Origin of the sequence: Nocardia sp. NPDC004151 (genome assembly GCF_042874235.1) — a bacterium.
Lineage (GTDB): Bacteria > Actinomycetota > Actinomycetes > Mycobacteriales > Mycobacteriaceae > Nocardia.
The window spans coordinates 148,095-174,439 of the sequence record NZ_JBIAMR010000008.1 but is presented as its reverse complement, the minus strand read 5'-3'; the positions used below and the strand labels follow the sequence as shown (position 1 = coordinate 174,439).

The 26,345-nt window shown below is 68.2% G+C and carries 28 protein-coding genes; 16 read left to right on the top strand and 12 right to left on the bottom strand.

The features are described 5' to 3' along the window. Positions 1 to 141 precede the first annotated feature (141 nt). The gene (locus tag ACFYTS_RS19860) at positions 142 to 1,653 is read right to left on the bottom strand and encodes a methyltransferase (RefSeq protein ID WP_387306174.1); all 1,512 of its coding nucleotides are present in this window, start codon (positions 1,651 to 1,653) and stop codon (positions 142 to 144) included. Positions 1,654 to 1,887: 234 nt separating this feature from the next. On the opposite strand from ACFYTS_RS19860, the gene ACFYTS_RS19855 reads away from it, so the two are divergent. The 7 genes from ACFYTS_RS19855 (at position 1,888) to ACFYTS_RS19825 (ending at position 6,569) form a co-directional block, all read left to right on the top strand. Next, positions 1,888 to 2,226, top strand: coding sequence for a DUF485 domain-containing protein (locus ACFYTS_RS19855; RefSeq protein ID WP_357283017.1), 339 nt, complete (start codon positions 1,888 to 1,890; stop codon positions 2,224 to 2,226). Next, positions 2,223 to 3,854 carry a cation acetate symporter gene (locus ACFYTS_RS19850; RefSeq protein WP_387306172.1) on the top strand — a complete coding sequence of 544 codons (1,632 nt, stop codon included), beginning with the start codon at positions 2,223 to 2,225 and terminating at the stop codon, positions 3,852 to 3,854. Before ACFYTS_RS19855 ends, ACFYTS_RS19850 begins: the two co-directional genes overlap by 4 nt. 184 nt (positions 3,855 to 4,038) lie before the next feature. Continuing rightward, positions 4,039 to 4,398 carry a hypothetical protein gene (locus ACFYTS_RS19845; protein ID WP_387306170.1) on the top strand — a complete coding sequence of 120 codons (360 nt, stop codon included), beginning with the start codon at positions 4,039 to 4,041 and terminating at the stop codon, positions 4,396 to 4,398. After that, positions 4,395 to 5,159 carry a F0F1 ATP synthase subunit A gene (atpB, locus tag ACFYTS_RS19840; RefSeq protein ID WP_357283020.1) on the top strand — a complete coding sequence of 255 codons (765 nt, stop codon included), beginning with the start codon at positions 4,395 to 4,397 and terminating at the stop codon, positions 5,157 to 5,159. Before ACFYTS_RS19845 ends, atpB begins: the two co-directional genes overlap by 4 nt. 68 nt (positions 5,160 to 5,227) lie before the next feature. Continuing rightward, positions 5,228 to 5,485 (top strand): F0F1 ATP synthase subunit C, encoded by a 258-nt coding sequence (locus tag ACFYTS_RS19835; protein WP_040810042.1) that lies wholly within the window; start codon positions 5,228 to 5,230, stop codon positions 5,483 to 5,485. Positions 5,486 to 5,511: 26 nt separating this feature from the next. After that, positions 5,512 to 6,000 (top strand): F0F1 ATP synthase subunit B, encoded by a 489-nt coding sequence (locus tag ACFYTS_RS19830; RefSeq protein ID WP_357283021.1) that lies wholly within the window; start codon positions 5,512 to 5,514, stop codon positions 5,998 to 6,000. After that, the gene (locus ACFYTS_RS19825; protein WP_357283022.1) at positions 5,997 to 6,569 is read left to right on the top strand and encodes a hypothetical protein; all 573 of its coding nucleotides are present in this window, start codon (positions 5,997 to 5,999) and stop codon (positions 6,567 to 6,569) included. Before ACFYTS_RS19830 ends, ACFYTS_RS19825 begins: the two co-directional genes overlap by 4 nt. Positions 6,570 to 6,659: 90 nt before the next feature. Here ACFYTS_RS19825 and ACFYTS_RS19820 read toward each other — a convergent pair whose 3' ends face one another. Then, the gene (locus ACFYTS_RS19820) at positions 6,660 to 7,403 is read right to left on the bottom strand and encodes a VOC family protein (protein ID WP_357283023.1); all 744 of its coding nucleotides are present in this window, start codon (positions 7,401 to 7,403) and stop codon (positions 6,660 to 6,662) included. Beyond that, the gene (locus tag ACFYTS_RS19815) at positions 7,400 to 8,383 is read right to left on the bottom strand and encodes a GlxA family transcriptional regulator (RefSeq protein ID WP_387306167.1); all 984 of its coding nucleotides are present in this window, start codon (positions 8,381 to 8,383) and stop codon (positions 7,400 to 7,402) included. The genes ACFYTS_RS19820 and ACFYTS_RS19815 overlap by 4 nt, the downstream gene beginning before the upstream one ends. 143 nt (positions 8,384 to 8,526) lie before the next feature. Here ACFYTS_RS19815 and ACFYTS_RS19810 point away from each other — a divergent pair, with 143 nt between their 5' ends. Then, positions 8,527 to 9,822 carry an MFS transporter gene (locus tag ACFYTS_RS19810; RefSeq protein WP_387306428.1) on the top strand — a complete coding sequence of 432 codons (1,296 nt, stop codon included), beginning with the start codon at positions 8,527 to 8,529 and terminating at the stop codon, positions 9,820 to 9,822. On the opposite strand, the gene ACFYTS_RS19805 is transcribed toward ACFYTS_RS19810, so the two are convergent. After that, positions 9,819 to 10,286 (bottom strand): DUF3099 domain-containing protein, encoded by a 468-nt coding sequence (locus tag ACFYTS_RS19805; RefSeq protein ID WP_357283024.1) that lies wholly within the window; start codon positions 10,284 to 10,286, stop codon positions 9,819 to 9,821. The genes ACFYTS_RS19810 and ACFYTS_RS19805 overlap by 4 nt on opposite strands. Before the next feature lie 79 nt (positions 10,287 to 10,365). Between ACFYTS_RS19805 and ACFYTS_RS19800 the strand changes: the two genes are divergently transcribed. The 3 genes from ACFYTS_RS19800 (at position 10,366) to ACFYTS_RS19790 (ending at position 12,576) form a co-directional block, all read left to right on the top strand. Further along, the gene (locus ACFYTS_RS19800; RefSeq protein ID WP_379335278.1) at positions 10,366 to 10,599 is read left to right on the top strand and encodes a DUF3039 domain-containing protein; all 234 of its coding nucleotides are present in this window, start codon (positions 10,366 to 10,368) and stop codon (positions 10,597 to 10,599) included. Between the two features lie 151 nt (positions 10,600 to 10,750). Then, entirely contained in the window at positions 10,751 to 12,130 is a 1,380-nt protein-coding gene (locus ACFYTS_RS19795) for an FAD-dependent oxidoreductase (RefSeq protein ID WP_387306165.1), read from the top strand. A 65-nt stretch (positions 12,131 to 12,195) separates the two neighbouring features. Then, the gene (locus ACFYTS_RS19790; RefSeq protein WP_357283027.1) at positions 12,196 to 12,576 is read left to right on the top strand and encodes a hypothetical protein; all 381 of its coding nucleotides are present in this window, start codon (positions 12,196 to 12,198) and stop codon (positions 12,574 to 12,576) included. 7 nt (positions 12,577 to 12,583) lie between these two features. On the opposite strand, the gene ACFYTS_RS19785 is transcribed toward ACFYTS_RS19790, so the two are convergent. The 5 genes from ACFYTS_RS19785 to ACFYTS_RS19765 form a co-directional block, all read right to left on the bottom strand. After that, positions 12,584 to 13,474 (bottom strand): DUF5995 family protein, encoded by an 891-nt coding sequence (locus ACFYTS_RS19785; protein WP_387306162.1) that lies wholly within the window; start codon positions 13,472 to 13,474, stop codon positions 12,584 to 12,586. 66 nt (positions 13,475 to 13,540) lie between these two features. Continuing rightward, positions 13,541 to 14,446: a helix-turn-helix domain-containing protein gene (locus tag ACFYTS_RS19780; protein ID WP_357283029.1), complete on the bottom strand. Its 906-nt coding sequence runs from the start codon at positions 14,444 to 14,446 to the stop codon at positions 13,541 to 13,543. Positions 14,447 to 14,690: 244 nt separating this feature from the next. Beyond that, positions 14,691 to 15,359 carry a hypothetical protein gene (locus ACFYTS_RS19775; protein ID WP_387306160.1) on the bottom strand — a complete coding sequence of 223 codons (669 nt, stop codon included), beginning with the start codon at positions 15,357 to 15,359 and terminating at the stop codon, positions 14,691 to 14,693. A 178-nt stretch (positions 15,360 to 15,537) separates the two neighbouring features. Beyond that, positions 15,538 to 15,903 carry a hypothetical protein gene (locus ACFYTS_RS19770; RefSeq protein ID WP_387306158.1) on the bottom strand — a complete coding sequence of 122 codons (366 nt, stop codon included), beginning with the start codon at positions 15,901 to 15,903 and terminating at the stop codon, positions 15,538 to 15,540. Positions 15,904 to 16,007: 104 nt separating this feature from the next. Beyond that, positions 16,008 to 16,493, bottom strand: a complete 486-nt coding sequence (locus tag ACFYTS_RS19765; RefSeq protein WP_387306156.1) for an acyl-CoA thioesterase — start codon at positions 16,491 to 16,493, stop codon at positions 16,008 to 16,010. Positions 16,494 to 16,579: 86 nt separating this feature from the next. Here ACFYTS_RS19765 and ACFYTS_RS19760 point away from each other — a divergent pair, with 86 nt between their 5' ends. After that, entirely contained in the window at positions 16,580 to 17,245 is a 666-nt protein-coding gene (locus tag ACFYTS_RS19760; protein ID WP_387306154.1) for a winged helix-turn-helix transcriptional regulator, read from the top strand. A 249-nt stretch (positions 17,246 to 17,494) separates the two neighbouring features. Here the strand turns inward: ACFYTS_RS19760 and ACFYTS_RS19755 are convergent, their stop codons facing one another. Further along, the gene (locus tag ACFYTS_RS19755) at positions 17,495 to 19,342 is read right to left on the bottom strand and encodes a VWA domain-containing protein (protein ID WP_387306152.1); all 1,848 of its coding nucleotides are present in this window, start codon (positions 19,340 to 19,342) and stop codon (positions 17,495 to 17,497) included. Between the two features lie 160 nt (positions 19,343 to 19,502). On the opposite strand from ACFYTS_RS19755, the gene ACFYTS_RS19750 reads away from it, so the two are divergent. Further along, complete coding sequence (locus ACFYTS_RS19750; RefSeq protein WP_387306150.1) at positions 19,503 to 20,069, top strand: hypothetical protein; 567 nt, start codon at positions 19,503 to 19,505, stop codon at positions 20,067 to 20,069. Positions 20,070 to 20,075: 6 nt separating this feature from the next. On the opposite strand, the gene ACFYTS_RS19745 is transcribed toward ACFYTS_RS19750, so the two are convergent. After that, complete coding sequence (locus ACFYTS_RS19745; protein ID WP_387306148.1) at positions 20,076 to 21,002, bottom strand: LysR family transcriptional regulator; 927 nt, start codon at positions 21,000 to 21,002, stop codon at positions 20,076 to 20,078. A 124-nt stretch (positions 21,003 to 21,126) separates the two neighbouring features. Between ACFYTS_RS19745 and ACFYTS_RS19740 the strand changes: the two genes are divergently transcribed. The 3 genes from ACFYTS_RS19740 to ACFYTS_RS19730 are packed head-to-tail and all read left to right on the top strand — an operon-like array spanning position 21,127 to position 25,234. Beyond that, positions 21,127 to 22,506, top strand: a complete 1,380-nt coding sequence (locus tag ACFYTS_RS19740; RefSeq protein ID WP_357283040.1) for an MFS transporter — start codon at positions 21,127 to 21,129, stop codon at positions 22,504 to 22,506. Beyond that, positions 22,503 to 23,270: a 3-hydroxybutyrate dehydrogenase gene (locus ACFYTS_RS19735; protein ID WP_387306145.1), complete on the top strand. Its 768-nt coding sequence runs from the start codon at positions 22,503 to 22,505 to the stop codon at positions 23,268 to 23,270. The genes ACFYTS_RS19740 and ACFYTS_RS19735 overlap by 4 nt, the downstream gene beginning before the upstream one ends. Next, positions 23,267 to 25,234, top strand: coding sequence for an acetoacetate--CoA ligase (locus tag ACFYTS_RS19730; protein WP_387306143.1), 1,968 nt, complete (start codon positions 23,267 to 23,269; stop codon positions 25,232 to 25,234). Before ACFYTS_RS19735 ends, ACFYTS_RS19730 begins: the two co-directional genes overlap by 4 nt. Here the strand turns inward: ACFYTS_RS19730 and ACFYTS_RS19725 are convergent. Continuing rightward, complete coding sequence (locus ACFYTS_RS19725) at positions 25,199 to 26,260, bottom strand: YihY/virulence factor BrkB family protein (protein ID WP_357283045.1); 1,062 nt, start codon at positions 26,258 to 26,260, stop codon at positions 25,199 to 25,201. The two genes, ACFYTS_RS19730 and ACFYTS_RS19725, sit on opposite strands and share 36 nt — an antisense overlap. Positions 26,261 to 26,345 lie beyond the last annotated feature (85 nt).

Genomic DNA, 26,345 nt, shown 5'->3' with positions numbered 1-26,345 from the left:
TCGACCGCATTCCCGCCACCGACCGGATCGGTATCCGCGCGACATGTGATCGTGACTGACCTCACCGCCCGTCAGCGCGGTTTTCCTGCGGAAACGCCGACGGCCGCCGGGGGATGCCCGGCGGCCGTCGAAGGAAAGCTCTCAGCTGGGATGCACGAGGCCGTGGCGGACCAGCCCGGCCACCACGGTCATCACCGCGGTCTCGAACTCGGGGGTCGCGGCGTCGCCGGTCTCGCTGAAGGCCAGCAGTTCGACGAGTTCCCGCAGCGGGAGGCCGCCCGGTCGCATGCCCGCCAGTAGCGCGGCGGTGGTGTCGTCGACCTCGTGCTGCCAGCGCGGCCCGTCGCCGCGATGCAGCCGGGCCACCGCCTGCGCCCAGCCCTCGTCACCGGGGAGGTAGACCCGCTCGAGCGCGGTGGCCGGATCGACCCGGTAGCGCGAGTCGAGGATGAGGTCCGGGTCGGCGGCCCGCAGCCACGCCGAGCGCTCGAAATAGGCCAGGGCCTCCGGGCCGAGCGGGTCGTCGAAGCCGTGGGTGAGGTCCTCGGCGAGCAGTTCGGTCGGGCCGTCGATGGCACGCAGGTAGACGAAACCGAAGCCGATGCCCTCGACCCCGGATTCGCGGAAGGCGTCGAGCCAGCGTTCGGCGCGAGCCTGGGCGGCGGGCTCGCGCGGGTCCAGTCCGGCATCGCGCAGCCAGGTTCCGACGTAGAGGGCTGGATCGGCGACGTCGCGCTGCACGATCCAGGCGTCGATGCCGTGGTCGGGCAGCCAGCTCGCGACCCGGCTGCGCCAGTCCTGGCCTTCGAGGTGCACCCAGGACGCCAGCAGCGCGGCGGTGCCGCCGGGTGCGAGCAGGTCCGGGATACCGGAGATGACGAGTTCGCTCGCGCCGTCGAGGGCCAGGCCGGAGTCCCGGTATGTGTGCTCGACCCGGGCGGGTCCGACCACGAACGGGGGATTGGCCACCACCTGATCGAAGCGGCGGCCCGCGACCGGCTCGAACCAGGAGCCTTCCAGCAGCTCGATATCGAGGCCGTTGAGCGCGGCGGTGGCCTCGGCCAGCCAGATGGCGCGCTTGTTCACGTCGGTGCCGGTGACGGTGCGTCCGTACGCGGCGGCGTGCACGGCCTGTACGCCGCAACCGGTGCCCAGATCCAGCACGGTGCCGGTCTTGGCGGTCGGGGTGGCGCGCAGCAGCGACAGCGAGGCCTGGCCGACGCCGAGCACGTGGTCGGCGTCGAGGCTGCGCCGGCGCATCGAGTCGTCGAGGTCCGACAGCACCCAGCGGGTGCCGTGGCCGAGGTCGATCGGCCGCAGGTCCAGGGCGGCGCGGACCTGGTCGCCGTCGTGTTCGAGGAATCCGGCCGCGACGGCGCGGTCGATGCGAACGGGTGAAAGGGCCGCTGCCGCTTCGTGTTCGGGGACCGCGTCGCCGAGCAGCAGCAGTCGCACCAGGGTGCCCAGGTCGCCGAGTTCGGCGGCCGCGCGCCGGACGGGGACGGGTTCGCCGCGGCCGAGGGCGGCGTGGGCGGTGTCGCCGAGCGCCTCCAGCAGGGTGTCCGCGTCGTAGCGGACGCGGGTCAGCGCCGCGCGTAGGTCGGGCGCGAGGTCGGCGAGCAGGGACGATGTGGTCGTCTGATTCGTCGGCATGCCCGGAACTCTGCCACCGCTAGCTGTGGGCATCCGGCGGCGGGCCCGGTTCGGCGGTCCGGAGCCGGGAAATTCGCGCGCCGGGAACCGGAGAAACCGGTTGGTTGCTGGCGGCCGAGTGCCCCGAATCCCGGCTCACTTTCGGATGAATTCATGATCTCACCTGCGGTTATTCGCCCTTGTTACAACCACTTTCGTTGCTACTGTGACCGGCATCACCAGGAGGTATCGCAGTTGACAACTGAAACCCAGACCGGCGGACCGGATCCCGACTGGCCCCAGGTCTTCGACAGCCCCGAGTTCCAGAGCCTGCGGCGTCGCTTCCGCCGCTTCGTCTTCCCCATGACCGCTCTGTTCCTGGCCTGGTACGCGCTGTACGTGCTGCTCGCCGACTACGCGCACGGCTTCATGTCCCACAAGGTAGGCGGCAATATCACCATCGGCCTGATCTTCGGCCTGCTGCAGTTCGTCTCGACCTTCGTCATCACCGGCCTCTACGTCCGCTACGCCGACCGCACCCTCGACCCGATCGCCGAGGGGATCCGCGCCGAACTGGAAGGGCCGACCCGATGACCACCTATCTGGCCGCCGCCGTCGAGGGCAGCCGTCCCGGCCTCAATATCACCATCTTCGCGATCTTCGTGGCCATCACCCTGGGCATCGTGGTGTGGGCCAGCCGCGACAACCGCACGGCCGCTGATTATTACGCGGCCGGCCGTGCCTTCTCGGGCCCGCAGAACGGCATCGCCATCTCCGGCGACTACCTGTCGGCCGCCAGCTTCCTCGGTATCGCCGGGGCCATCGCGCTGTATGGCTACGACGGGTTCCTCTACTCCATCGGATTCCTGGTGGCCTGGCTGGTGGCGTTGCTGCTGGTGGCCGAGTTTCTGCGCAACACAGGAAAATTCACGCTCGGCGACGTCCTGGCCTTCCGGATGCGGCAGCGCCCGGTGCGAGCCGCGGCGGCCACCTCGACGCTGGCGGTGAGTCTGTTCTATCTGCTCGCGCAGATGGCGGGCGCGGGTGTGCTGATCTCGCTGCTGCTGGGTGTGTCCGGTTCGGCGGGACAGAATCTCGTGATCGCCGTGGTCGGCGCGATCATGATCGTCTACGTGCTCGTCGGCGGTATGAAGGGCACCACCTGGGTGCAGATCGTGAAGGCGGTGCTGCTCATCGGCGCGGCCGCCGCCATGACCGTGTGGGTGCTGGGCCGCTACGACTTCAACTTCTCCAGCCTGTTGCAGGATGCGGTGAACCACGGTGGCAAGACCGGCGCGAAGCTGCTGGAACCGGGCGCGAAGTACGGCAAGACCGGTACCAGCAAGCTCGATTTCCTCTCGCTCGCACTGGCTCTGGTGCTGGGCACCGCCGGACTGCCGCACGTGCTGATGCGGTTCTACACCGTGCCGACGGCCAAGGAGGCGCGCCGCTCGGTGGTGTGGGCGATCGGGCTGATCGGCGTCTTCTACCTGTTCACCCTGGTGCTCGGCTACGGCGCGGGCGCGCTGGTGGGGCCGGAGAAGATCGCCAAGGCGCCGGGCAAGGAGAATGCCGCCGCGCCGCTGCTGGCGTTGGAGCTGGGCGGGCCGGTGCTGCTGGGATTCGTTGCGGCCGTCGCGTTCGCGACGATTCTGGCGGTGGTCGCGGGGCTGACCATCACCGCGTCGGCGTCGTTCGCGCACGACGTGTACGCCAATGTGCTCAGGCGTGGCCGTGGCGAGGGCGCCGATGCAGGGGAGGGCAAGGACGGCGAGGTGCGGGTCGCGCGGATCACCGCGGTGGTGATCGGCGCGTTGGCGATCGTGGGCGGCATTCTGGCGAAGAATCAGAATGTGGCGTTCCTGGTGGCGCTGGCGTTCGCGGTAGCAGCCTCGGCAAACCTACCGACCATTTTGTATTCATTGTTCTGGCGGCGCTTCAATACCGCCGGCGCGCTGTGGAGCATCTACGGCGGACTGGCCGTCACCATCGTGTTGATCGTGTTCTCCCCGGCGGTCTCCGGAGCGCCCACCGCCATGATCAAATCCCATGACTTCCATTGGTTCCCGCTCGCCAACCCCGGCCTGGTGTCCATCCCGGTTTCGTTCGCTCTGGGCTGGCTGGGAACCGTGCTGTCCAGGGAGCACGACGACGGCAAGTATGCCGAGATGCAGGTGCGGTCGCTGACCGGCGTCGGAGCGGAAAAGGCTGTGCAACACTGATGTCCGAATTAATTGGCGGGAAGTTCGCTGAAAAGCGTTTCAGAATTTCAAGATCAACAGTTTGAAGATCAAAAATACTGCCCCGCAACGAGGTTGGGCTGTGTATGCTATTGATCATGCACGGCCCCACTACGAGGTGGGATGACGGCGAGGCGGTGTCGTATTGGACCTCAACAGGCTCCGGATGCGGAGAGCGACTGCAATTGCAATCGGTTTCGGCGTACTGGCATTGATGGTCACTGGTGCGTTGGATCGATTGTTGCTGGGTGTTTTCATGGCTACCGGTCTGACGCTCGGCTGGGTTAATGCCCGGCTCACGTGGATGTCCATCGTGCGCATCACGGATGCGGAAACTCCCAGCAAACAGAAATTGGCGCTGTCCTCGGCGTCTCGATTGATCATTCTGACCGGGCTGTCGATTCTGGTGGCATTCCTGACCCGTCCCTACGGCGTCGGAATCTTCTTCGGGCTGGCGTTCTTTCAGCTGATTCTGGTTCTCCATACGGCTCTGCCCGAGGTGAAAGGGCTTCGACAGCAGTCATGAGCATCTACGCGATACTGGCCGCCGAGGAACCCTCGGGCGAGGCCAAGATCCACGTCGGCGATCACGCCCAGGCGCACCTGCTGGGCATGACCTTCAATGTCGACACCATCGTGTCCACCGCGGTGGCCGCGCTGATCGTGCTGGGCCTGGCCTTCTATCTGCGGGTGAAGATCACCTCGGGCGTGCCCAACGGGGTGCAGCTGTTCTTCGAGACCATTACCGTCCAGATGCGCTCCCAGGTGGAGACCGCCATCGGGATGACGGTCGCGCCGTTCGTGCTGCCGCTGGCGGTCACGCTGTTCACGTTCATCCTGCTGTCGAACTGGTTGTCGGTTCTGCCCGTTCAGTACGGTTCGGGCGAATTGATCGCGCCGCCGGCGTCCGATTTCAACTTCACGCTGGCGCTCGCGCTGTTCGTGTTCCTGCTCTATCACGCCGCGGGCGCGTGGCGGCGCGGGCCGGGCGGGCACGCCAAACAGTTGCTCAAGGGTCACACCGGCTGGGGCCCCATGGTTTTCATCAATGTGGTCGAGGAAATCGCCAAGCCGCTGTCGCTCTCCTTGCGACTTTTCGGCAACATGTTCGCGGGCGGCGTCATGGTTTCGGTGATCACGTTGTTCCCGTTCTGGATCAGCTGGGGGCCGAATGCCGTCTGGAAACTCTTCGACCTGTTCGTCGGGGCGATTCAGGCGTTCATCTTCGCCCTGCTGACCATTCTCTACTTCAGCCAGTCGATGTCGCTGGAGAGTGAAAACCACTGAGCGGCTTCGGTCGTTCGGCGTTGCACCCATTTGGGCTGCAGCTATTTTTCAAAACAAGGAAGTGAACAATGGCAGACCCAGCAACCGCGAGTATCGTTCAAGGCGCCCTCATCGGCGGCGGCATCATTCTGGCGGGCGGTGCCATCGGTGCGGGCATCGGTGACGGTCTGGCCGGCGCGGCGTTGATCAACGGCGTCACCCGGCAGCCGGAGGCGGAAGGCCGCTTGCGCGTGAACTTCTTCCTGACCGTCGGTCTGGTCGAAGCGGCCTACTTCATCAATCTAGCGTTCATGGCACTGTTCGTATTCGCTACTCCCGGTAAGTAGACGTCATCATGTCTCCCAGAACGGATGTGGAGGCCGCGGGGAACTTTCTGGTTCCCAACGGCACCTTCGTCGCCGAGTTATTGATCTTCCTGATCGTGCTCGCAGTCATCTGGTTCTTCGTGGTTCCGCCGATTCGAAAGGTGCTGGTGGAACGGGAGGCACGTGTCGAGGTCACGACGGCGACCGCCAAGGAAGCCAGCGAAACCTTCGCCGAAGCCGAAGCGCGCTACGAGGCAGCCCTCGAGAAGGCCCGACTGGAAGCGGCCGACATCCGCAACCAGGCCCGGGCCGAGGGGCGGGCAATCCTCGAGGGAATGCGCGGCGAGGCCCAGAAAGAGGCCGACCAGATTGTGGCCGAGTCCACGGCGCACCTGCGCGCCGAGGCCGACCAGGTCGCCGCCGAACTACGCGAAGCCGTCGAACCACTCGCTCAGGACCTGGCCGGCCGGGTCCTGGGCGGGAACGATCGTGCCCGGACCAGTGCGGGCCAGCAGAGAGGACGGGGGTCTGCATGATCCTCACCGATACCCATCTCGCCGAGGGTATTTACAACATCACCTTCGATTGGCCCGTCTTCCTCAGTCAGCTGTTCGGCTTCGCCGTCATCGTGTGGTTCATCATGAAATACGTTGTGCCACCGATGAAGAAGATCATGAACAACGCTCAGGACCAGATCCGCCGGCAACTCGAGGAGAGCGAGGCGGCGGCCGATCGGCTGGCAACCGCCAAAGCCGCCTACGACAATGCCGTCGCCGAGGCCCAGGCCGAGCTCGAGCGCATGCGCGAGGAGGCCCGCGCCGACGCCGACCGCATCATTCTCCAGATGCGTGAGGCCGCCGCGGCGGAGGTGGAGCGGGTCCGCAAGCAGGGCCGCGATCAGATTCTGCAGTACCGCAGGCAGATGATCCGGGACCTGGAACAGGATCTGGCGGCCGCCATGCTCGCGCTCACCGAGGAGAAGGTGCGCGAGCAGATCGGGTCACCGCAGTCCCGCGCCGACAGTATCGAGAGATTCCTCGAAGATCTGGAGGCGCTGGCCAATTCCGGTGAGGCGCGGCGCCAGCCGCAGACCGAACGGAAGTAGCACCAACTCTCGGTGGGGTTCTCGGGGATTCCCGAACCCTGTCCGACTCGAGCCCGGCACCCCGGATCCGATCCGGGGTGCCGGGCTCGTTCATGCCGGTTGGCGACTGGTCAGGCAGTAGGGCAGGCCCGAGGGGTCGGCCATGACGAGCCAATGCCTGCCCAGCTCGACGCGGCGCGCGCCCAGACCCTCGTGCCAGGTGGCGGTGGCTTCGATATCGGTGCAGGCGATATCGGGGTGCGCGGAGGTGGGGCGGTCCTCGCCGAGGCGCTGCAGCAGGAGCTCGAGCGGGAGGCCGGGGCGGGCCGAGAGCCGGGAGAACTCCGGCAGGCTGGCCGGTTTCCAGGCCCACCCGGTCAGTTCGGTCCAGAAGCGGGATTCGGTGTCGAAGTCGCTCGCCCCGATGTCGAGGCAGATCTGATCCAGCCGGCTGCGGTCGCCGGAGGGCCCGGTGACGGTGGGCGTGAGCGGGCCGGTGGCGTCGCGGAACGGCGTGAAACAGAACGGCATTCCGGCGGGGGAGCGCAGCACGGCGTAACCGATGCGTTCGGTGAGGATGTAGTCGCCGTCGAGGGTGGCGCCGAGCTGTTCGGCGCGTTCGGTGGCGGCCACGACATTGTCGACATCGAGGTCGAGGTGGATGCGCCCGGGTCCGCCGGTGGACTGCATCTTGAGCGTGGGCGCGCCGGAATCCGGAAGCAGCGTGAGGAATTCGTCGTGTTCACCGCGCGGCGCCGACCGGGTGGTGGCGGTGACCCGAGTCCAGAATTCGGCGCAGTCGTCGAATTTCGCGGCGGGCCGGTCGAGAAAGGCCCATACCCAGCGAATGGTCATGCTGTCTCCAGAGTTTCGCGCTTGCGGAAGGTCTTACGGTAGGTCAACGGCGGCACGCCCAGTTCGGAACGCATGTGATGGCGCAGTGAGGCGGAGGTGCCCAGGCCCGCGTTGCGCGCCACCTCGTCGACAGGCAGGTCGGTGGTCTCGAGGAGATGCCGGGCGTGCCGGACGCGCTGCTGCAGGATCCAGGCGCCCGGCGCCATGCCGGTCTCGGCCTTGAAGCGGCGGGTGAAGGTGCGCACGCTCATATGCGCGTGCGCGGCGAGGGCGTTCAGATCGAGTTCGTCGTCGAGGTGGTGCAGCGCCCAGCGGCGGGTGGGCGCGGTGCCGTCGCTGCCGGCCTCGGGGACCTGCCGTTCGATGAACTGCGATTGGCCGCCTTCCCGCCACGGCGGCACCACGCAGTAGCGGGCCGCGCCATTGGCGGCGGAGGTGCCGTGGTCGGTGCGGATCAGGTGCAGGCACAGGTCGATTCCGGCCGCCAGTCCGGCGGAGGACCAGAGGTTGGCGTCCTGGACGAACAATTGGTTCTCGTCGAGGGCGACCCGCGGATACAGGGCGCGGAACTGGTCGGCGAACCGCCAGTGCGTGGTGGCGCGGTGGCCGTCGAGCAGTCCGGCCGCGCCCAGCACGAACGCTCCTGTGCAGATGGACACGATGCGCGCGCCGGGGCGGATGGTGGCGAGGGCGTCCGCGAGCTCGGGCGGCAGCGTGCCGTCCTGCCGCGGCCCGGGGATGCGGGTGCCGGGCACGATCACGGTGTCGGCGAGCGCGAGCAGTTCCGGCCCGTGCTCGGGGATGACCGTGTACCCGCCGACCGCCGCGATGCCGCCGCTGCCGAGGCCGCAGATGCGCACGTCGTAGAGCGGTTCGCCGTCCTCGCCGGTGGCCGCGCCGAGCACCATGGACGGAATGGTCATGTCGAAGCCGACGGTCGGTTCCAGGACCAGGACGGCGACGAGGTGGGGTGCCTGCACGGTGTCTCCCCTCACGGTTGGCTAGATCTTGACGCATTGTGGCATTCAGGCCACTCGTGCCGGTAGGGGATTTCGGTCACGCTCGATCGGTGAGTGAACTCAGGGACCGCCTCGACGTGGAATCGCCGTCGGGCACAAGCTCGTTGGACGGCGCGTCGGCAGCTCCGTGGGGGCGGGCACGGCGGGGTCCGCATCCGGCGTGGATCGTCGCCGCGGTCGGGTTCGTGGCGCTGCTGGGCGCGGCCGGATTCCGCTCGGTGCCCGGCGTGCTCATGGATCCGCTGCATCAGGAATTCGGCTGGTCGCACGGCACCATCGGGGCCGCGGTCTCGGTGAATGTGCTGCTGTACGGCCTGATCTCGCCATTCGCGGCGGCGCTCATGGACCGGTTCGGCATCCGCCGGGTGGTGGCGTGCGCGCTGGTGCTGATCGCGGCCGGGGCGGGGTTGACGGTGTTCATGACCCGGCCGTGGCAGCTCATGGCGACCTGGGGCCTGCTGGTGGGCGTCGGGGTCGGGTCGATGTCCATGCCGTTCGTGGCCACCATCACCGGCCGCTGGTTCGTGAAGCAGCGCGGCCTGGTCACCGGTGTGCTGACCGCGGCGGGAGCGACCGGGCAGCTGATCTTCCTGCCGTTGATCGCGAGCCTGGCCCGCGATCACGGCTGGCGCACGCCGTCGATCGTGGTGTCGGTGGCGGCCTTGGCGGTGGTTCCGCTGGTGCTGCTGTTCATTCGCGACTTTCCCAGCGATGTCGGGGTACGCGCCTACGGCGCCGAGCCGGGCAGCGCGGTCGGGGTGCGGACCGCGGCTCCCGGTGGTGCGGCGCGGGCGCTCACGGTGCTGACGGCCATCGTCCGCAAGCCCGTGTTCTGGATGCTGGCGGGCGGTTTCGCTATTTGCGGGGCCTCGACCAACGGCCTGATCGGCACGCATTTCGTGAGCGCCGCCCACGATCACGGCATGCCCGCGACCACCGCCGCCGGGCTGCTGGCCGTGGTGGGCGCATTCGATGTCGCGGGCACCATCGCCTCGGGCTGGCTCACCGACCGCCTGGACTCGCGCTACCTGCTGGTCGCCTACTACACGCTGCGCGGGGTCTCGCTGCTGTTCCTGCCGGTGCTGTTCGGGCCGGACGTGCAGCCGAGCATGTGGGCGTTCATCATCTTCTACGGCCTGGACTGGATCGCCACCGTGCCGCCGACGGTCGCGTTGTGCCGCAAGCACTTCGGTGAGGACGGTCCGGTCGCGTTCGGCTGGGTTTTCGCCTCACACCAGATCGGTTCGGCGCTGGCCGCTTTCGGCGCGGGCGTGATCCGGGATGTGCAGGGCAGTTATACGACGGCCTGGTTCGTGGCCGGCGCCCTGTGCGGTCTCGCGGCCTTGTTGTCCGCGGCGATCCCCGCAGACCGGAAGGCCCGGGCGATCGCGGGGAGCTAACCCTGCGAGCCCTGAGAGTTGGGCCGGCCTTCGACGGACTTGTGCGTTCCCGATTCGAGGGCCGTCTGATTCCGTCGCCCGTCCCAGCGGCTCGGTTCGTCGCTGGTGCGGGGCGGACGGTCGTTGGCGATGAGGACCGCGATCCACGGCAGCGGCACCGAGACGCCGATGATCAGCAGCGACAACCACCAGCTGTGCCACAGCCCGTAGGCGGCCGCCGCGCCGATCAGGCAGGGGATGCGGAACGCCATGATGGTGATGTACCGCCGCACCCGGTCCCGATGCTGCTGTTCGAGCGAGGTCTGCGCCTCGGTGATCAGGGCAGGATGCTGCTTCCCCTCGCCCGGGAAGTACCCCTGGGAGGGCCGGGGCGGTTTCGGGATCGAACCGGCGGGGTGGAACTCGACGTCCGGGCGACCCGCGCCGCTACTGCCGTCGGCTTGGGATTCGCCGTCACGCTGCATACCCCGAGTCTTCCACTACAGCGCGTCGGATGCACACGCCGCCCGCCCGGTGGCAAGCCGACCTGGCATCATTGAACCCGTGAGCACTGACACCCTGGTCCGTCCGGAAGAGACCACCGACAACTCGACCGATAACGACACCCCCAAGGTCTTCCACTACGTCAAGAAGAACAAGATCGCCGAGAGCGCCGTCATGGGCACCCACGTCGTGGCCCTGTGCGGCGAGGTCTTCCCGGTGACCAAATCCGCCAAGCCCGGCTCCCCTGTCTGCCAGGAGTGCAAGCGCATCTACGAGATGATGAAGAAGGACTAGCTCCTCCTCATCTCAGCGGGCAGCATTTCACCTGGTCATCGAACTGGGAATAGCCCGTCAGGGGGCGGCGCGGCGGCCGGCGTGGCGGCGCAGCGCGGCATCGTCGTCGAGTTGGGTGTCGTGCGCTCGGTCACCTCGTACCGTGTGAGCCATGAGCGAACGCGTGGTGATCATCGGTGGGGACGCGGCGGGGATGGCGGCGGCGTCGCAGGCGCGCAGGTTGAAGCCGGTGGGGGAGCTGGAGATCGTCGTGTTCGAGCGTGGGCACTTCACCTCGTATTCGGCGTGCGGGATCCCGTATTGGGTGGGCGGGGATGTCAGCGGGCCGGACGACCTGATCGCACGGACTCCCGCCGAGCATCGGGCGCGGGATATCGATCTGCGGCTGCGGACCGAGGTGGTGGAGATCGATGTCGCGGGGCGGCGGGTGCGGGCGCACGGGCTCGACGGCGGGCGGGAGGATTGGATCGAATACGACAAGCTCGTGATCGCAACCGGCGCGACGCCGATCCGGCCGGAACTGCCCGGTATCGATGCGGCCGGGGTGCACGGGGTGCAGACCCTCGATGACGGGCAGGCGCTCATCGACACCCTCGAATCGATCCCGGGACGGCGCGCGGTGGTGGTGGGCGCGGGGTACATCGGCGTGGAGATGGCGGAGGCGCTGATCCGCCGGGGATTCCAGGTCACCATGCTCAACCGGGGCGCCGAGCCGATGTCCACTCTCGATCCGGACATGGGTGCGCTGATCCGGAAGGCCATGCAGGGCATGGGAGTTCAGGTCATCGGCGACACCGAGGTGACCGCGGTCCGTACCGACGCGCAGGGCCGGCTCACCGCCGTCGAGACCGACGATGCCGAGTATCCCGCCGATGTCGTGATTCTCGGCATCGGAGTCCGCCCGGCCACCGACCTCGCCCGAGCCGCAGGACTCCCGCTCGGGGAATCCGGGGGCCTGCTCACCGATCTCGCGATGCGGGTGCGCGGGCACGAGAACATCTGGGCGGGAGGCGATTGCGTGGAGGTGCTCGACCTGATCTCCGGCTCCGAACGCCATATTCCGCTGGGTACCCACGCCAACAAGCACGGCCAGATCATCGGTTCCGGCGTGGGCGGCGACTACGCCGTGTTCCCCGGCGTGGTGGGTACCGCGGTGAGCAAGGTGTGCGATCTGGAGGTCGCCCGGACCGGCCTGCGTGAGCGGGACGCGCACGCGGCAGGCCTGCAATTCGTCACCGTCACCATCGAATCCACCAGCCGCTCCGGCTATTTCCCGGGCACGGCTCCGATGACGGTGAAAATGCTCGCCGAACGTCGCACCGGCCGCCTGCTCGGCGTCCAGATCGTCGGCCGCGAGGGTGCGGGCAAGCGCATCGACATCGCCGCCGTGGCCCTCACCGCCCGCCTCACCGTGGATCAGATCGTCGCGCTCGACCTCGGCTACGCCCCACCCTTCTCCCCGGTCTGGGACCCGGTCCAGGTCGCCGCCCGCAAAGCAGTCACCGCGGTCCGCCGAGACGCCACGCGGTAGCGCTCCTGACCTGCGTCGCGGGCTGACCCGCGACGCAGGTCCGGTCGGGCACATAGACTGCCGTCATGACCGCGGCGCGTGAGATCCCCGATCCCTGGGCGCTGGGCCGCGCGCGGCCGCACTGGGTCCCGTCGCGGGGATTGAGCAACGGGCTCGACGCGCGAGGCTGGGGAGTACTCGCCGACCTCGATGAGTCCCACGTCTATCGGGTGCTCTTCGCGCTCTCCGATATCGGCGTGGCCGCCTATGTCCTGCCGGTCCGCGTCACCGTGCTCGAGGCCGGAGACCCGGAGGTCCTGTGGCGGCTGTGGGTCGACATCCCGCGGTATCGCGCGGCGGAGGACCTGCTGATGGTCCTGCTGCGGCACGGTCGCAAGCGCCGTTCCGATCGACCCGCCCCGGCTCGTCGCCGCCGTCGGCGCGTGCCGCTGGTCCGCGAACGCTGAGCTCCGGTCAGATGGCGTCGAATTGCGCCAGCACGTCGAACGCGCTTTCGGCGGTGCGGCGTTCCAGTTCGATCTCCGCTTCCACGGCCGGTGCGAGCGACGGATTCGCGAGGGCGAGGCCGTTGGCGAAGATGGTGGTGTTGGCCGCCAGGTCGGCGAACACCAGCATCGGTTTGGTCGCCACACCCTGACCGAGTGCGGCGTCGAGTCCCTCGCCGAGGAAGTAGAAGCGCCACAGCGGGCCCAGCTTCGCGCGGTAGATCCGGTCGGTGCGCTCGGTGATGACGTCGCCGATGCTCGCGATCCCGGCGACGATCGTGAAGTAGTCGCCCGCGTCGGCCGGAGTGGAGCCCGCCGCGGCCACGGCCCGGGGCAGGTCGACCACCAGGTGCGCGTTGTATCCGGCGAGCGCGACGCGGGCAGGGGAGGCCGCGCAGTCGGCGGCCAAGGCGAAGTAGTTGCGCCAGTGCGGTTCCGGCGTGCCGCCGCTGAACTCCGCGTGCACATTGTCGAGGAACCGGCGTAGTAGATCAAAGCTCACCCGATGGGCGTATTCCGGATCGGCGAACGCCCGCGGATTGTGCTGGAGCGGCATCACGGCGAGCTGTTCCACCGTGTCCAGGCCGGTCGCGAAGGTGCCGCGTCGATCGGTGTGGCGTTCGAGGATCTCGGTGAGGCCGTGATCGCGGGCTACCGCGTCGTCGAGCTGCGCGAGCTCGTCATCGCCGGCGAGGGCGCTGGTATCGGAGAGTCGCACGATCTCGTCGATCTCGGCGGGGGACAGGATGGGCGCGCAGTCCGAGGGTTCGGCCGGCGCGGCGAACGCGGTCGCGGGAGTGACGATCGTGGCGGCGGTGACGGACAGCGTGGCCAGGGAACGCGCAAATGCATTGAGCACGATGGATTTCTAGCAGGAGTCCTCGCGCGAGTACAGCCTGACACTCGTGTGCGGCGGGCTGATCTGTCAGGCGAGGCCGGGCAGATGCTCGAGGGGCTCACGTCGCGGGGTGAACAGTTCACGCGGCGGGTGGCTGATCCGGTCGGCCGGCGGCGTTGGGCTGGACCGGGATTCGGCGGGCGGGGCGTCCGCGGGGCGGATGCCGAGGAAGAACTGCATGCTTCCCGGGTAGGACGGGTCGTCGGTGACGCCGTAGAGCTGGGCGTTGATGGTGTACTCGTGGCCGGTCTCGGGGTCACGCAGGCGCATCGCCGGGTCCGGTCGGCCGTAGCTGGCGGGAGCTTCGTCCCACAGTTTCCGGACGATGTCGAAACGGGAGAGTTCGGCGAGGAATTCGCGGGCCCCGTCGGCCGCGCTGTTGTCGGAGAGCATTCCCCGCAATCCTTGGACGGCGAACCGGATCTCGTTGTCCAGGTCCGGGAGTACCCGGCGGGAATTGTCGTCCGTGAGATACCAGTGCAGCAGATTGACGCCGATATCCAGTCCGGGGAAGGCCCGCCGGTAATTCTCGTTGCACGCCAGCACGGTGCCCCGGATATCCAGATAGGCGGCCGGATTGGGTTCGTGCAGAACCAGCGCCTGCCGCATTTCCGGGCTGACCGCCGCCGTCAGCTCCTCGCTGGTCGGGAGCGCGGTGTGGCCGAGTCCGGCCAGGTCCAGCAGGTGCCGTTGTTCGGCGGACGAGATCGGGCTCTGCTGGTCCAGGTATCTGACGATAGCCTCGACCACCTCGTGGCCGGGATGGGTGCGGTACCCCTTCTCCAAATGCACGATGTAACTGGCGCTGGTCCCGATACCGAATGCCAGCCGCTCCCGCGAGATTCTTCGCGCCCGCCGCAATCTGCTCAGCAGCGCCCCGAACGTGGGCGGTCGTAACCGGGGTTCGTCGAGCTCCGGATTCACCTGCAGCATTGCGCCATCCCACCGTGTCGGATCAGCGCGGCAACCTATCCGAGTGACCCACATGTTGCCAAGCCGATCGAATGTGCAAATCCGCCCGAACGTAACACCCGGGAAAGGACTTCCGGATATTCGACACGGCCCGAAACCTCACGGTTCGTCAGTGGGCCGCCGTAGCAACAGATTTCGCTGCCTCAGCAAATATCCGACATAGGGGACATTGGAAACAATTACCCCACAATGGTATCCGTCGAGCTCAGCGCAGCGAGTAGACGTACCGGCTGGTGGGGATGACGTCGATATCGCGGTCGGCGCCGAAACGGGAAGTGCTGTCGAGCATGTTGGAGAGGCGGCGTTCCAGTTCGGCGTCGTCGCCGCCGCTGCCCCAGTAGGCGTGCGGGTCGGACATGGCCTCCATGGGGAAGAGTTCCTCGACGATGGCGTCGGCTCGGGCGCCGGCGGTCATGGGGGCCAGGACCGGGTTCTGGATGTAGCCGACGGCGGCCTGATTCTCCAGGGAGACCCGGGTGTGGTCGCCGATCCAAGTCTGCAGCCACTCGTCCCGGGGCATGCCCGGGGGGATGCGCAGGATCGCGATGCGCGCCAAGGCCTCCGCGCGGGTGCCGCTGTCGGTGCGGGGCGGGGTCACCGGCGTGTACTCGTCGACCAGGAAGCCCTCGAGGCGATCGGCGAGCGGCCGCAGCAGTGAGGTGACGAAGTCGGCGTCCTCCACGCCGCGCATGGTCACCACGGCGTCGACGGGCGTGTCATAGGTGCAGAACCAGAGTTCCGCCGCGGCGACGTATTCGTCGCGGATGTTGATCTGCAGTTCGCTGACGCCGGAGCGGGCCAGGGTAATCCGCAGGTCACGGTCGTGCAGATTGGTCTTCAGTTCGGCCCCCCACAACAGATACGTCAGTTTCATAGCGTCACTTACTGTTGTGTGATGTGGATCATCCTGCGTACTGGACAGTAACCCAGACAATCCGCCGATGACCAGGTGATCTCGGTCACTGGGACTGGTGACCGGCGCGGGAGCGTGAGCTGGTGAAACGCTTCCCGGCCGGTGTCGTCCGTGACGCGGTGAGGCGGAACCGGCGAACTCAGCAGTCGGAGACGATGGGCCAGATGGTGCCGACATTGGACCGCGAGACCCAGCCCTTGTGGCCCGCGCTGTTCTTGATGTAGACCCAGAGGTTGCCCGCGTTGTTCTTCTCGGTGCACACCACCTTGATCGCGGCGCCCTCGGCCACGGTGTATCCGGTGTGGTCGCAGCTCGAGGAGTTTCCGGTGTACAGGTTGTAGGTGTTGTAGGGGCCGTCCATCACCGAATCGCCGTAGATCGCGTGGCCCACATCGCTGGGATACCAGTTGCACGCCTGCCCCGCCTGCGCGGCGGGCGCGGCGAACACCGACAGGCCCGTCGATCCGATCGTCACCGCTGCCGCCAGCAGAAGTCTCGCCCTCATTGCAGTTCCTTTCCCTTCCCGCGCACGACAATCCGTGCGCGAGTCAGGAGAACGTAAGGGGCGCAGATCTTTTGGCTCAACCGGATCAGGCTGGCAACTAATTGTCAGCGTTCGGCGAGCGGCGATGTCAGGTCGGCGAAATCCTCGGTCCGGGCCAGCGCTCGCAGCAGCTGGAACAAGTCCTCGGGCGGGGTGGTGAGCCGTCGGCGGGTGAGGTCGAGCCAGCCTCCGGTCGAGGTGACCGTGGCCGCGACTCTGCCGTCGGCGCGGGTGAAGGTATTGCGCAGCACGAAGCGCGCGCCGTCGGGCGCCAATCCGGCCAGTTCCAGGGTGAGTTCGGCGGGGTCGAGAAGGCGCAGTTCGGCGCGGTAGTGCAGCTGGTCGGTCTGGATGACCGGTCCGAGGCCGCGGCGCGCGAATTCGGCCGCGGAGAAGCCGGATCCGGTGAAGTACTGCATCCGGCTGTTCTCCGCGGCCGCCAGATAGGCATTGGTGCGCATGTGGCCGTTCTGGTCCATATCCGACCATTGCGGGTGAAACGGGATCGCGAAGATGTTTCGCTGCCGGGCGTTAGCTAGCTGATCGCTCATGCGATCCATGCTCGGACCACGGGCTCGTACGATCCAGTTCAATCTTTGAACCACGGTCGGCGACGGGCCGGGATTACGCTGGCCGGATGAGTGGTTACGGTCAGTTCTGCGCGGTCGCGCGCGCCCTGGAGGTGCTGGGCGAGCGATGGACGCTGCTCGTCGTGCGCGAATTGCTGATGGGCGCGTCCTCGTTCGGCGATATTCGCCGGGGCTTGCCGCGCATCCCGAAGGCCACGCTGTCGGCGCGATTGCGGGCGCTGCGGGCCGCCGGAATCGTCGACGCCGACTACCGGCTCACCGAGACCGGCTCGGCGCTCGCACCGGTCGTGCGGGAGCTGGCCCGGTGGGCGGTCACCACCGATGCCGTCGCCCTGTCCGAACACGACCTCGACACCGCCGCGCTGACCTGGGACATGCAGCGCCGCATCGATATCGACGCGCTCCCCGCGCAACCGGTCGTGCTCGCGCTGGAATTCTCCGATCGCCCACCCGCCGACCGCCGCTTCTGGCTGCACCTGTCCCGCCGCGGCGTCAACCTCTGCCGTGACGACACCGGCGCCCCGGTCGACCTCTGGCTGACCGCGCCGACCGAGACCCTGACCCGATGGTGGCTCGGCGAAAGCCGGTGGACCGATGTCCTCGGCCATCCCGAGGTCCACCTGCACGGCGACCTCGCCCTGCAACGCCGCCTGCCCGCCTGGTTCCGGCGCTACGCATTCACCCCGGACGCTCTGGCAGCCGCGAGCGGCTGAAGGCCTCGGGCGCGCACCGATTCCGGCTACTCGTCGTCGAGCCGTTCGGGGTCGGCCTCACCCAGCAGCTCGTCCTGGACGACCTCGAGCATGCAGGTGTTGTTGTCGAGCAACCCCAGCATTTCGTCTAGGCGGTCGTTCTTCATTCAGCTATCGTCGCGCGCCCGGGTTCGGGAGACAAGGGAAGGGCCGCGGGCCGCACTCTCGTGGACGACCCGCGGCCCCGGCTGTTGCCCCGGGCGTCCGCGGTTACCTGCGGCGCCGGCTCCGGGCGACGAGGACCGTGATGAGCACGCCGCCGATGACGACGATGGCGGCCCCGACCCCCGCGGCGATCAGGAGCAGCGTCGAATTCGACTGCGAATCCGTGGAATCCGCCGCGACCGGCGCGCCCGGCGTCCTGCCCGACGGGGACGTGCGGCTCACGCTCGGCCCGGAGTGCTCACCGAAGACGTCGGCGGTACTCGTGTAGCGCGGACCGCTTTCCTCGGTGCCGCTGACGGTCAGATCCAATCGCACCGGGACGGGTGTGTTCGAACCCATGGTGGTGTGGTTCGAACCGACCTTGACCGAGATGTAGTACCAGCCCGCCAGCGCTTCCTTGTGCGACTCGTACCGGTCGGCGGTGCGGTTGGTGTATCGGACCGGCGTGGTCGCCAGCGCCTTGTTCGAGGGCAACACCGTGTCGCTGCCGGTGTAGGCGCCGGTGTCCGAGCCGATCTCCTCGCGGATCGGGTTGTAGAGCGCGGTGCGGATATTGGAGACATTGTCCGATCCGCGCGCACCGTTCCCGCCGTACTCGACTCGGTACGACAGCGCCTGACCCCAGTCCAGATGCACCCGGTAGAACACGAATTCGCCCGGCCGCACCAGATCGGTGTAGCGCCCGCCGCCCGGTAGGTCGGCGGCGACGGTGAACGACGCGCCGCCCGAGACCGGTGTGCCCGGCCCACTCTGCTCGACGAAGGTCGTGGGCTTGGCGGCCGCCGCGGGCCCCGGATCGGTCACGCCCGGTTCGATCGCGAAGAGCAGCTCGATCGGAAGCCGTTCCGGCGCACCGGTGGCCACCGCGTCCCACTCCAGCTGGAAGAAGTACTTGCCGCCGCCCTTGCAGGTGTCGGAGGGGTTCTCGCGTTTCTGGGTCGCCCGCTCGAACGACTTCGCCACCGTCATGGCCACGCCGTCACTGGAACTGGTGGTCTGCTGGAACTCGTAGAGATTGCAGTCCTTGCCGTCCGCGCCGAAGGCGCGCATCCGGATGACATTGATGTCTTCGACGACGCCGACACCCGCTACGCGCGGAAACGACACGGTGCCACTGAAATACGCGGTCGCGCCGTCCGGGATGTCGATACCCCAGTAGCGCTTCTCCTTCTGGCCGATGGTGTCCAGGTACAGCCCGGGCGTCGCCACCGGCGCGGTGTCATAGCCGCCGGTGCCGGTGATCGGCGTGCCCACGGCCTTGTAGTTGCGCAGTGCGGCGGCGGTGACGCGCGGCAGGGTGCGCTGCAACGCGGCCCCGTCGGCGGCGTCGGTGTAGGTGCCGCCGGTGGCCTGGGCCATGCAGGTCAACTGCGCCCGCGCCTTGCCGTCCACGGCGAAACCGATGGTGTGCAGCACCAGATCCAGTCCGCGCTGCTTCAATTCGGCCGCCACCTCACACGGGTCGGGCGGGGAGCAGGTGTCGTCGCCGTCGGAGACCAGCACGATCGAGCGCGGTCCCGAGTTCGGCAGTGCCGCGGCGGCCTGCCGCAGCGAGGTACCCATGGGCGTCCAGCCGCGAGCCTTGACGCCGTCGACGGCGCTGCCGAGCGCGGCCCGGTCGAGGGTCTCGGGCTTGTGCAGGACCTGTACGTCCTGGCACCCGGCGGCCTTGTCCGCCTCGGTGTTTCCGGTGCCGGTGCCGTACACGGCCAGCCCGACCCGCGACTGCGCGGGCGCGGAGTCGACGAACGAGTGCACGGCGATCTTGGCGGCGTCCATCATGGTGCCCGCCGGATCGGGCCGTTCCATGGATCCCGAAGCGTCCAGGATCAGCATTGTCGGTGCGTAGTCCGGTGTTTCCTCCGCCGCCGCGGGCACCGTGACCCCGGCCATTGCGATGAAACCTACGGCGGCAGCGGCCGCCCAGTGTCGGAGTCTTTCAGTGGTATTCGACATCGTCCTCGTCTATGGGTCGAGATTCAGAACGAAACAGACATTACGGACATTGAATGGATGGTGGGACACCTGAATTCGCGGGGCCTACAATCCCGGCGTGAGTCTCACCCCCGCCGACCTGGTCGGCTATATCGATCGCGACCTCGACAACGACCTGGCGCGCTGGTTCCCCGATACCGAGCCGGTGCGAGTCCCGGAGGAATCCCGTCCCGTCGCACCGTTTCTCGCCCGCCTGGACGACGAGCACGCGGCAGCGCTGGGCGCGTTCGACGACCGCGTGCGATCGGGTCGCATGCCGCAGTTCCTCGACATCTTCGACTGGTCCTACGCCTTCGATTTCGCCGGAAACGACTGCGGCATCCTCGATTCGGACTACTCGACCGAGCTGACCGATGACGACGTGTACTCCGTCGGCGCCGACGGCGGCGGCAACCTGTACGTGGTGCTCGCCAATGGTCAAGTGGCCGTGTGGTTTCACGAGGAAGAGGTGGTCGAGGGCGGCACCCGCTTCGACAACCTCGACGTCTTCGTCTGGTCCTTCGTCCGCTACCGAGCCGTGCGGGCGGGAGTGCTGGAGCGCTCGGCGGTGGAGGCGGATTTCCTCGCCTTGGGCCAGGATGGCGCGCTCGAGCCGGAACTCGGGCTGCTGCGCCTGATGAAGTAGCCCGAATCAGGCGCTCGGCCGCGTCCCGAAGGTGCCGAGCAAGGCGTCGGCCTCCGCGTGCACCCGGGCGCGCAGGGCCTCGACCACCGCGGCCACCTCGGGGCGGCGCAGTGTCTCGGCGCGCGAGACCAGCCAGTAGGTGAGGCGGACGCCGACCTGGTCGGGCAGTACGCGCACCAGGTCGGCGTGGCGGTCGGCCATGAAAGACGGCAGCAGGCCCAGGCCCGCGGCGGCCCGGGTCGCCTCCACGTGGACGAAAACATTGGTGGAGGAGATGGATTCGCGCATGGCCGGGGCGAATCCGGAGGCCAGGTCCAGGTCGTCGACCTGGAGCATGGAGTCGATGAAGTAGATCAGGGGATGGTCCGGCAGGTCCACGACCGAGGCGGGAGCGCCGTGCTCGGCCAGGTAGGCCCGGGACCCGTACAGGCCCAGCACGTAATCGCCGAGACGCAGCGCCTCGGCGCGGCGGAGCCGGGGTTCGCCGACCACGATCTCGAGATCCAGGCCCGAGCGCTGCGGGGACGCGCGCCGGGTGCCGGTGACGATCTCGACGCTGATCCGAGGGTGCAGACGCTGGATGTCCGCGATCGCCGGGGCGGCCAGGTAGGCGCTGAAACCGTCGGTCGCCGACATGCGGACCACGCCTTCGAGCACGCGCTCGCCGCGCGCGCCGGTGAGGGATTTGACCGCGGATTCGACGGATTCGGCGGCCCGCAGTGCCGCACGGCCCAGATCGGTGAGTTCCCATCCGCCCGAGCCACGGTCCAGGACCCGTCCGCCGAGCGCCCGTTCGAGCGCGGCGATGCGGCGCGAGATCGTGGTGTGGTTGATGCCGAGTTCCTCGGCCGCGGAGACGTATCGACCGCTGCGGCCGACCGCGAGCAGCACCAGCAGATCATCGGGGCTCGGGGTGGCGGAGGTCGCGCTCATTTCTGCATATTTGCAGATATCGGTTGCGAAAGTGGTCATTGCAGCGACTTCGGTCTGCACGAATACTCTCCTTCAGTGCTGTGGGCTGCGTCACAACGCGGCCCGTGTGTGAAGGAGATCAGGCATGAGCGTCCGAGAAGCGGTGCGGCAGGCGGGAACCGGTCCCGCCGCACTCCGGAGGGTGGTGGCGGCCTCCATGGCCGGCACCGTCGTGGAGTGGTACGAGTTCTTCCTCTACGGCACCGCGGCGACGCTGGTGTTCAACAAGGTGTTCTTCGCCAAGGGCACCAGCGATCTGGATGCCATCCTCGCCGCGTTCATCACCTACGCGGTCGGCTTCGCGGCGCGCCCGATCGGCGGAATCGTGTTCGGGCACTTCGGCGATCGGCACGGCCGCAAGAAGCTGCTGCAGCTGAGCCTGGTGCTGGTCGGCGCGGCCACCTTCTTGATGGGCTGCCTGCCCACCTTCGCTCAGGTCGGCTACCTGGCTCCGGTGCTGCTGGTGACGCTGCGGTTCATCCAGGGCTTCGCCATCGGCGGCGAATGGGGCGGCGCGGTGCTGCTCGTGGCCGAGCACAGCCCGAGCCGGGGGCGCGCGTTCTGGGCGTCGTGGCCACAGGCGGCGGTGCCGCTCGGGAACATGACCGCCACCGTCGTGCTGCTGGTGCTGACCTCGTCGCTGTCGGACGCGGCGTTCCTGTCCTGGGGCTGGCGGGTCGCCTTCTGGCTCTCGGCGGTGGTGGTGCTGATCGGCTACTACGTGCGCAGCAAGATCACCGACGCGCCCATTTTCCTTGCGGCGCAACAGCAGGCGGAGCGGGAGAAGGCCGATTCGTTCAGCCCGTTCGAGGTGCTGAAGCGGTACCCGCGCGGTGTGTTCACGGCGATGGGCCTGCGCTTCGGCGAGAACATCATGTACTACCTGGTCGTCACGTTCTCCATCACCTATCTCAAGGTGCACGTCGGCGCGAACACCAAGGTGATCCTGTGGTGGCTGCTGGCCGCGCACGCCGTGCATTTCGTGGTCATCCCGCTGGCGGGGCGGCTCAGCGATCGATACGGGCGCAAGCCGATCTATCTCATCGGCGCACTGGCGGCGGGGACCTGGGGCTTCTTCGGATTCGCGCTGATGGACTCCAAGCACAATGCCCTGATCCTGCTCGCCGTCATCATCGGGTTGGTGTTCCACGCCCTCATGTACGCGGCGCAGCCGGCGATCATGGCCGAGATGTTCCCCACCCGCATGCGGTATTCCGGTGTGTCCCTGGGCTATCAGGTGACCTCCATCGTGGCCGGTTCGCTCGCGCCGATCATCGCGGTGAAGCTGCTGGACGTCTACAAGTCCGCGGTGCCGATCGCCGTGTACCTCGCCGCCGCGTGCGCGGTGACCGTGATCGCGGTGCTGTGCGCGAAGGAGACGAAGGGCCTCGACCTCGAGGCCGTCGACCGCGCCGACGCGGAAGAGACCGCGACGCAGGCTGATTCGAAGACGGTGAGCGCATGAGCCCGGGCGATCGCGGCGAGGGTGCCCTGCACGGGCGGACGGTGCTGGTCACCGGCGGCGGGAGCGGGATCGGCGCGGCGTGCGCGCGGGAGCTGGCCCGGCGCGGCGCGGCGGTGCGGGTCGCCGACATCGACGGGGTGGCCGCCAAGACGGTGGCCACCGAGATCGGCGGCACCGCATGGGAAGTCGACCTGTCCGACGTCGCCGCCCTGGAGAACCTGGAACTGGACGTCGACATCCTGGTCAACAATGCCGGCGTCCAAACCGTCGCTCCCATCACCGAATTCCCGCCCGAACGGTTCCGGACCATGCTCGCGCTCATGGTGGAGGCGCCGTTCCTGCTCACCCGCGCCGCGCTGCCGCACATGCAGCGGCAGCGGTTCGGGCGGATCGTCAACGTCTCCTCCGTGCACGGCCTGCGCGCCTCGGCCTTCAAGTCCGCGTATGTGACGGCCAAGCACGCCCTCGAAGGTCTGTCGAAGGTGACGGCGTTGGAGGGCGGGCCGTTCGGGATCACCAGCAACTGCGTCGATCCGGGCTACGTGCGGACCCCCTTGGTGGACAAACAGATCGCCGATCAGGCCAAGGCGCACGGGATCGCCGAGCAGGAGGTGGTGCGGACCGTCATGCTGACCGAGAGCGCGATCAAACGGCTCGTCGAACCGGAGGAGGTCGCCTCGCTGGTCGGCTGGCTCACCTCCGATATGGCGGGCATGGTGACCGGAGCTTCGTACACCATGGACGGTGGATGGAGCGCACGATGACAGGGATCTTCGCACCGGCGGCCGGCCACGAGCCGCAGTGGACACCGGGCCTCGACGTCATCGAGGACGCGCGGATCACCCGGTTCGCGCGGTTCGCCGCCGAGCGCACCGGCGTGCGCCTGCCCGACTATCAAGCGCTGTGGCAGTGGTCGGTCGATGATCTGCCCGGCTTCTGGCGAGCGGTGTGGGACTGGTTCGAGCTCGGCGACGTGCCCGGTGCGGTGCTGGCCGACGACTCCATGCCGGGAGCCCGCTGGTTCCCCGGCGCCACGGTCAATTACGTCGATCAGGTGGTGCGGCAAGCGCGCACCGACCGGCCCGCCATCGTGACGCTGCGTGAGGACGCCCCGCCAGGTGAGCTGTCCTGGCCGGAATTGCTCACCCGCACAGGCGCGCTCGCCCGATCGCTGCGCACCCTGGGCGTCGGATCCGGGGATCGGGTGGCCGGGTACCTGCCCGATATCGCCGAGGCAGTCATCGCCTTCCTCGCCACCGCGAGCATCGGCGCGATCTGGAGTGTCTGCGGGCAGGACTATTCGGCCCAGGCCGCGCTCGACCGGCTCGGGCAGCTGGAGCCGACCGTGCTGATCACCGCGGACGGCTACCGGTACGCGGGCAGAGCGCACGACAAGCGCGACGAGATCGCGGCGCTGCGCGCCGGATTGCCCACACTGCGGGCGACCGTGGCCATCTCCCGGCTCGGGCTCGCGGTGAACGGAGCCCTGACCTGGGACAGCGTCGCCTCGATGGAGTACGCCGGGTCCGGAATCGACACGGTGGCAGTGGATTTCGACCATCCGCTGTGGGTCCTGTACTCCTCGGGCACCACCGGAAAACCGAAGGGAATCGTGCACGGGCACGGCGGCGTGCTGCTCGAACACCTGAAATCGCTGTCCCTGCAATCGGATATCGGGTCCGAGGACACCTTCTTCTGGTACACCAGCCCGTCCTGGATGATGTGGAACTACCAGGTCGCCGGATTGCTCGTCGGAGCCACCATCGTCTGCTACGACGGCAGCCCCGCCCACCCCGCGCCGGACGAGTTGTGGCGGTTGGCTGCCCGCACCCGCGCGACCGTGGTGGGCACCAGCCCCGGATACCTGCTCGCCTGCGAGAAGGCCGGCGCGGCGCCGGGCCGTGACCATGACCTGTCAGCCCTGCGGTCGGTCGGCGTCACGGGCGCGGCACTGCCGCCATCGTCCTCACTCTGGGTGCGCGACGCCGTGGGTGAGCACGTGTCGGTGTCCTCGATCAGCGGCGGCACCGACGTGGTGTCGGCCTTCGCCGGCGGCGTGCGGACGGTGCCGGTCTGGCCCGGGGAGTTGTCCGCCCCCTATCTCGGTGTGGCGCTGGACTCCTGGGACGAACACGGCCGCCCCACCCGGGGCGACGTGGGGGAGCTGGTGATCACCGCGCCCATGCCGTCGATGCCGCTGCGATTCTGGAACGACCCCGACAGCGCCCGATACCGCGAGGCGTACTTCGACGCGTACCCCGGTGTGTGGCGGCACGGCGACTGGATCACCCGCACCGAGCGCGGCAGCGTGATCGTGCACGGCCGTTCGGACTCCACCCTCAACCGCAACGGGATTCGCATGGGTAGCGCCGACATCTACCGGGCCGTGAGCGCCCTGCCCGAGATCGACGACGCGCTGGTACTCGGCGTCGAGCAGCCCGGCGGCGGTTACTGGATGCCGTTGTTCGTGGTGCTCGCCGAGGGCGCCGAGTTGACCGACGAGGTGCGCCACCGGGTGAATACGGCCATCCGCAGCGAACTCTCGGCGCGGCACGTACCCGACGAGATCATCGCCGCCCCGGGCATCCCGCACACGCGGACCGGCAAGAAACTCGAAGTCCCGCTGAAGAAGCTCTTCCAGGGCAGCGATCCCGGCGAGGTCGTCGCCCGCGGAGCCGTCGACCGCCCCGAACTACTGGACTGGTTCGCGGCGCTGCGGCCCGGCTGACCCGCCCGGCTCAGGTGATCGCCCGGGCTCCGGATCACTCGATTCCGGCGCGGGCGGTCTGCGCGACTGCCACCAGTGGCGGAGCTGATCCCAGCGGGTGGCGCGGGCGGGCCAGAACTCCTCGACGCTGGCATTGAACTCCGCGCCGAGGATGATCGCGAAGCCCAGGAAGAAGGTGAACAGCAGGAAGGCGATCGGGGCGGCGAGCGCGCCGTAGGAGATGCCGGTGCGGGTGATCCAGGCCAGATAGCGGCGCAGGCCCTCACTGGCGGCCATGAAGAAGACGCCCGCGACCAGCGCCCCGCCGAAGAGGCGATGCCACGGCAGGGTGCGGTGCAGCGCGGTCTTGTAGAGGAAGGTCAGCCCGACGATGAGCAGCAGACCGGTCGCCGGGTAGTAGAAGGCGTCGATCAGGCGCAGGCCCGGTTCCCGCCACCCGTGCGGGAGGACCCGGCCCATCAGGGTCGGGCCCAGCGCGATCAGCGGCAGGATCAGCACCGCCACGACCAGGAAGCCGACGTAGAGCAGCAGCGCGAAGATGCGCTGCCAGACCGGGTGGCGGGCGGTGGCCTGGCCGTGCGCGGCGGTGATGGCGTCGACGAAGGTCGCCATGGCCGAGGACCCGGCCCACAGCGACAGCACGAAACCCACCGACACCACACCGCCGTGACCGCGCTGCAGCACGTCGTTCACGGTCGGCTGGACCAGGGTGTCGACCACACTGGGGCTGAACGCCTTCCGCGCGAAGCTCACGATCTTGGACTGCACGATGTTCACCGTGTTCGGCCCGAACCAGTGTCCGACATAGCCGAGGCTGCCGAGCAGACCCAGCAGCAGCGGGGCCAGCGACAGCGTCTGCCAGAAGGCGGCCGCCGCGGATTTGGCGAAGATGGAGTCGCCCCACGCCTTGACCGCGACGTGCGTCACGAGCTGCCGGGAGCGGCCCCAGCGGGTATCGGCGAGCACGACGGGGATGCCGGGCGGGGACGCGTCGGCGTGTTGCGGAGATTCGTCGTGCGCGTTCATCGTGGTCCAAGCATCGCCTACCAGGGCTTCGAATGGGATGGGACCCGCAATGTGTCGTGCGGCACTCGAAGGGGCTGTGTCGGAT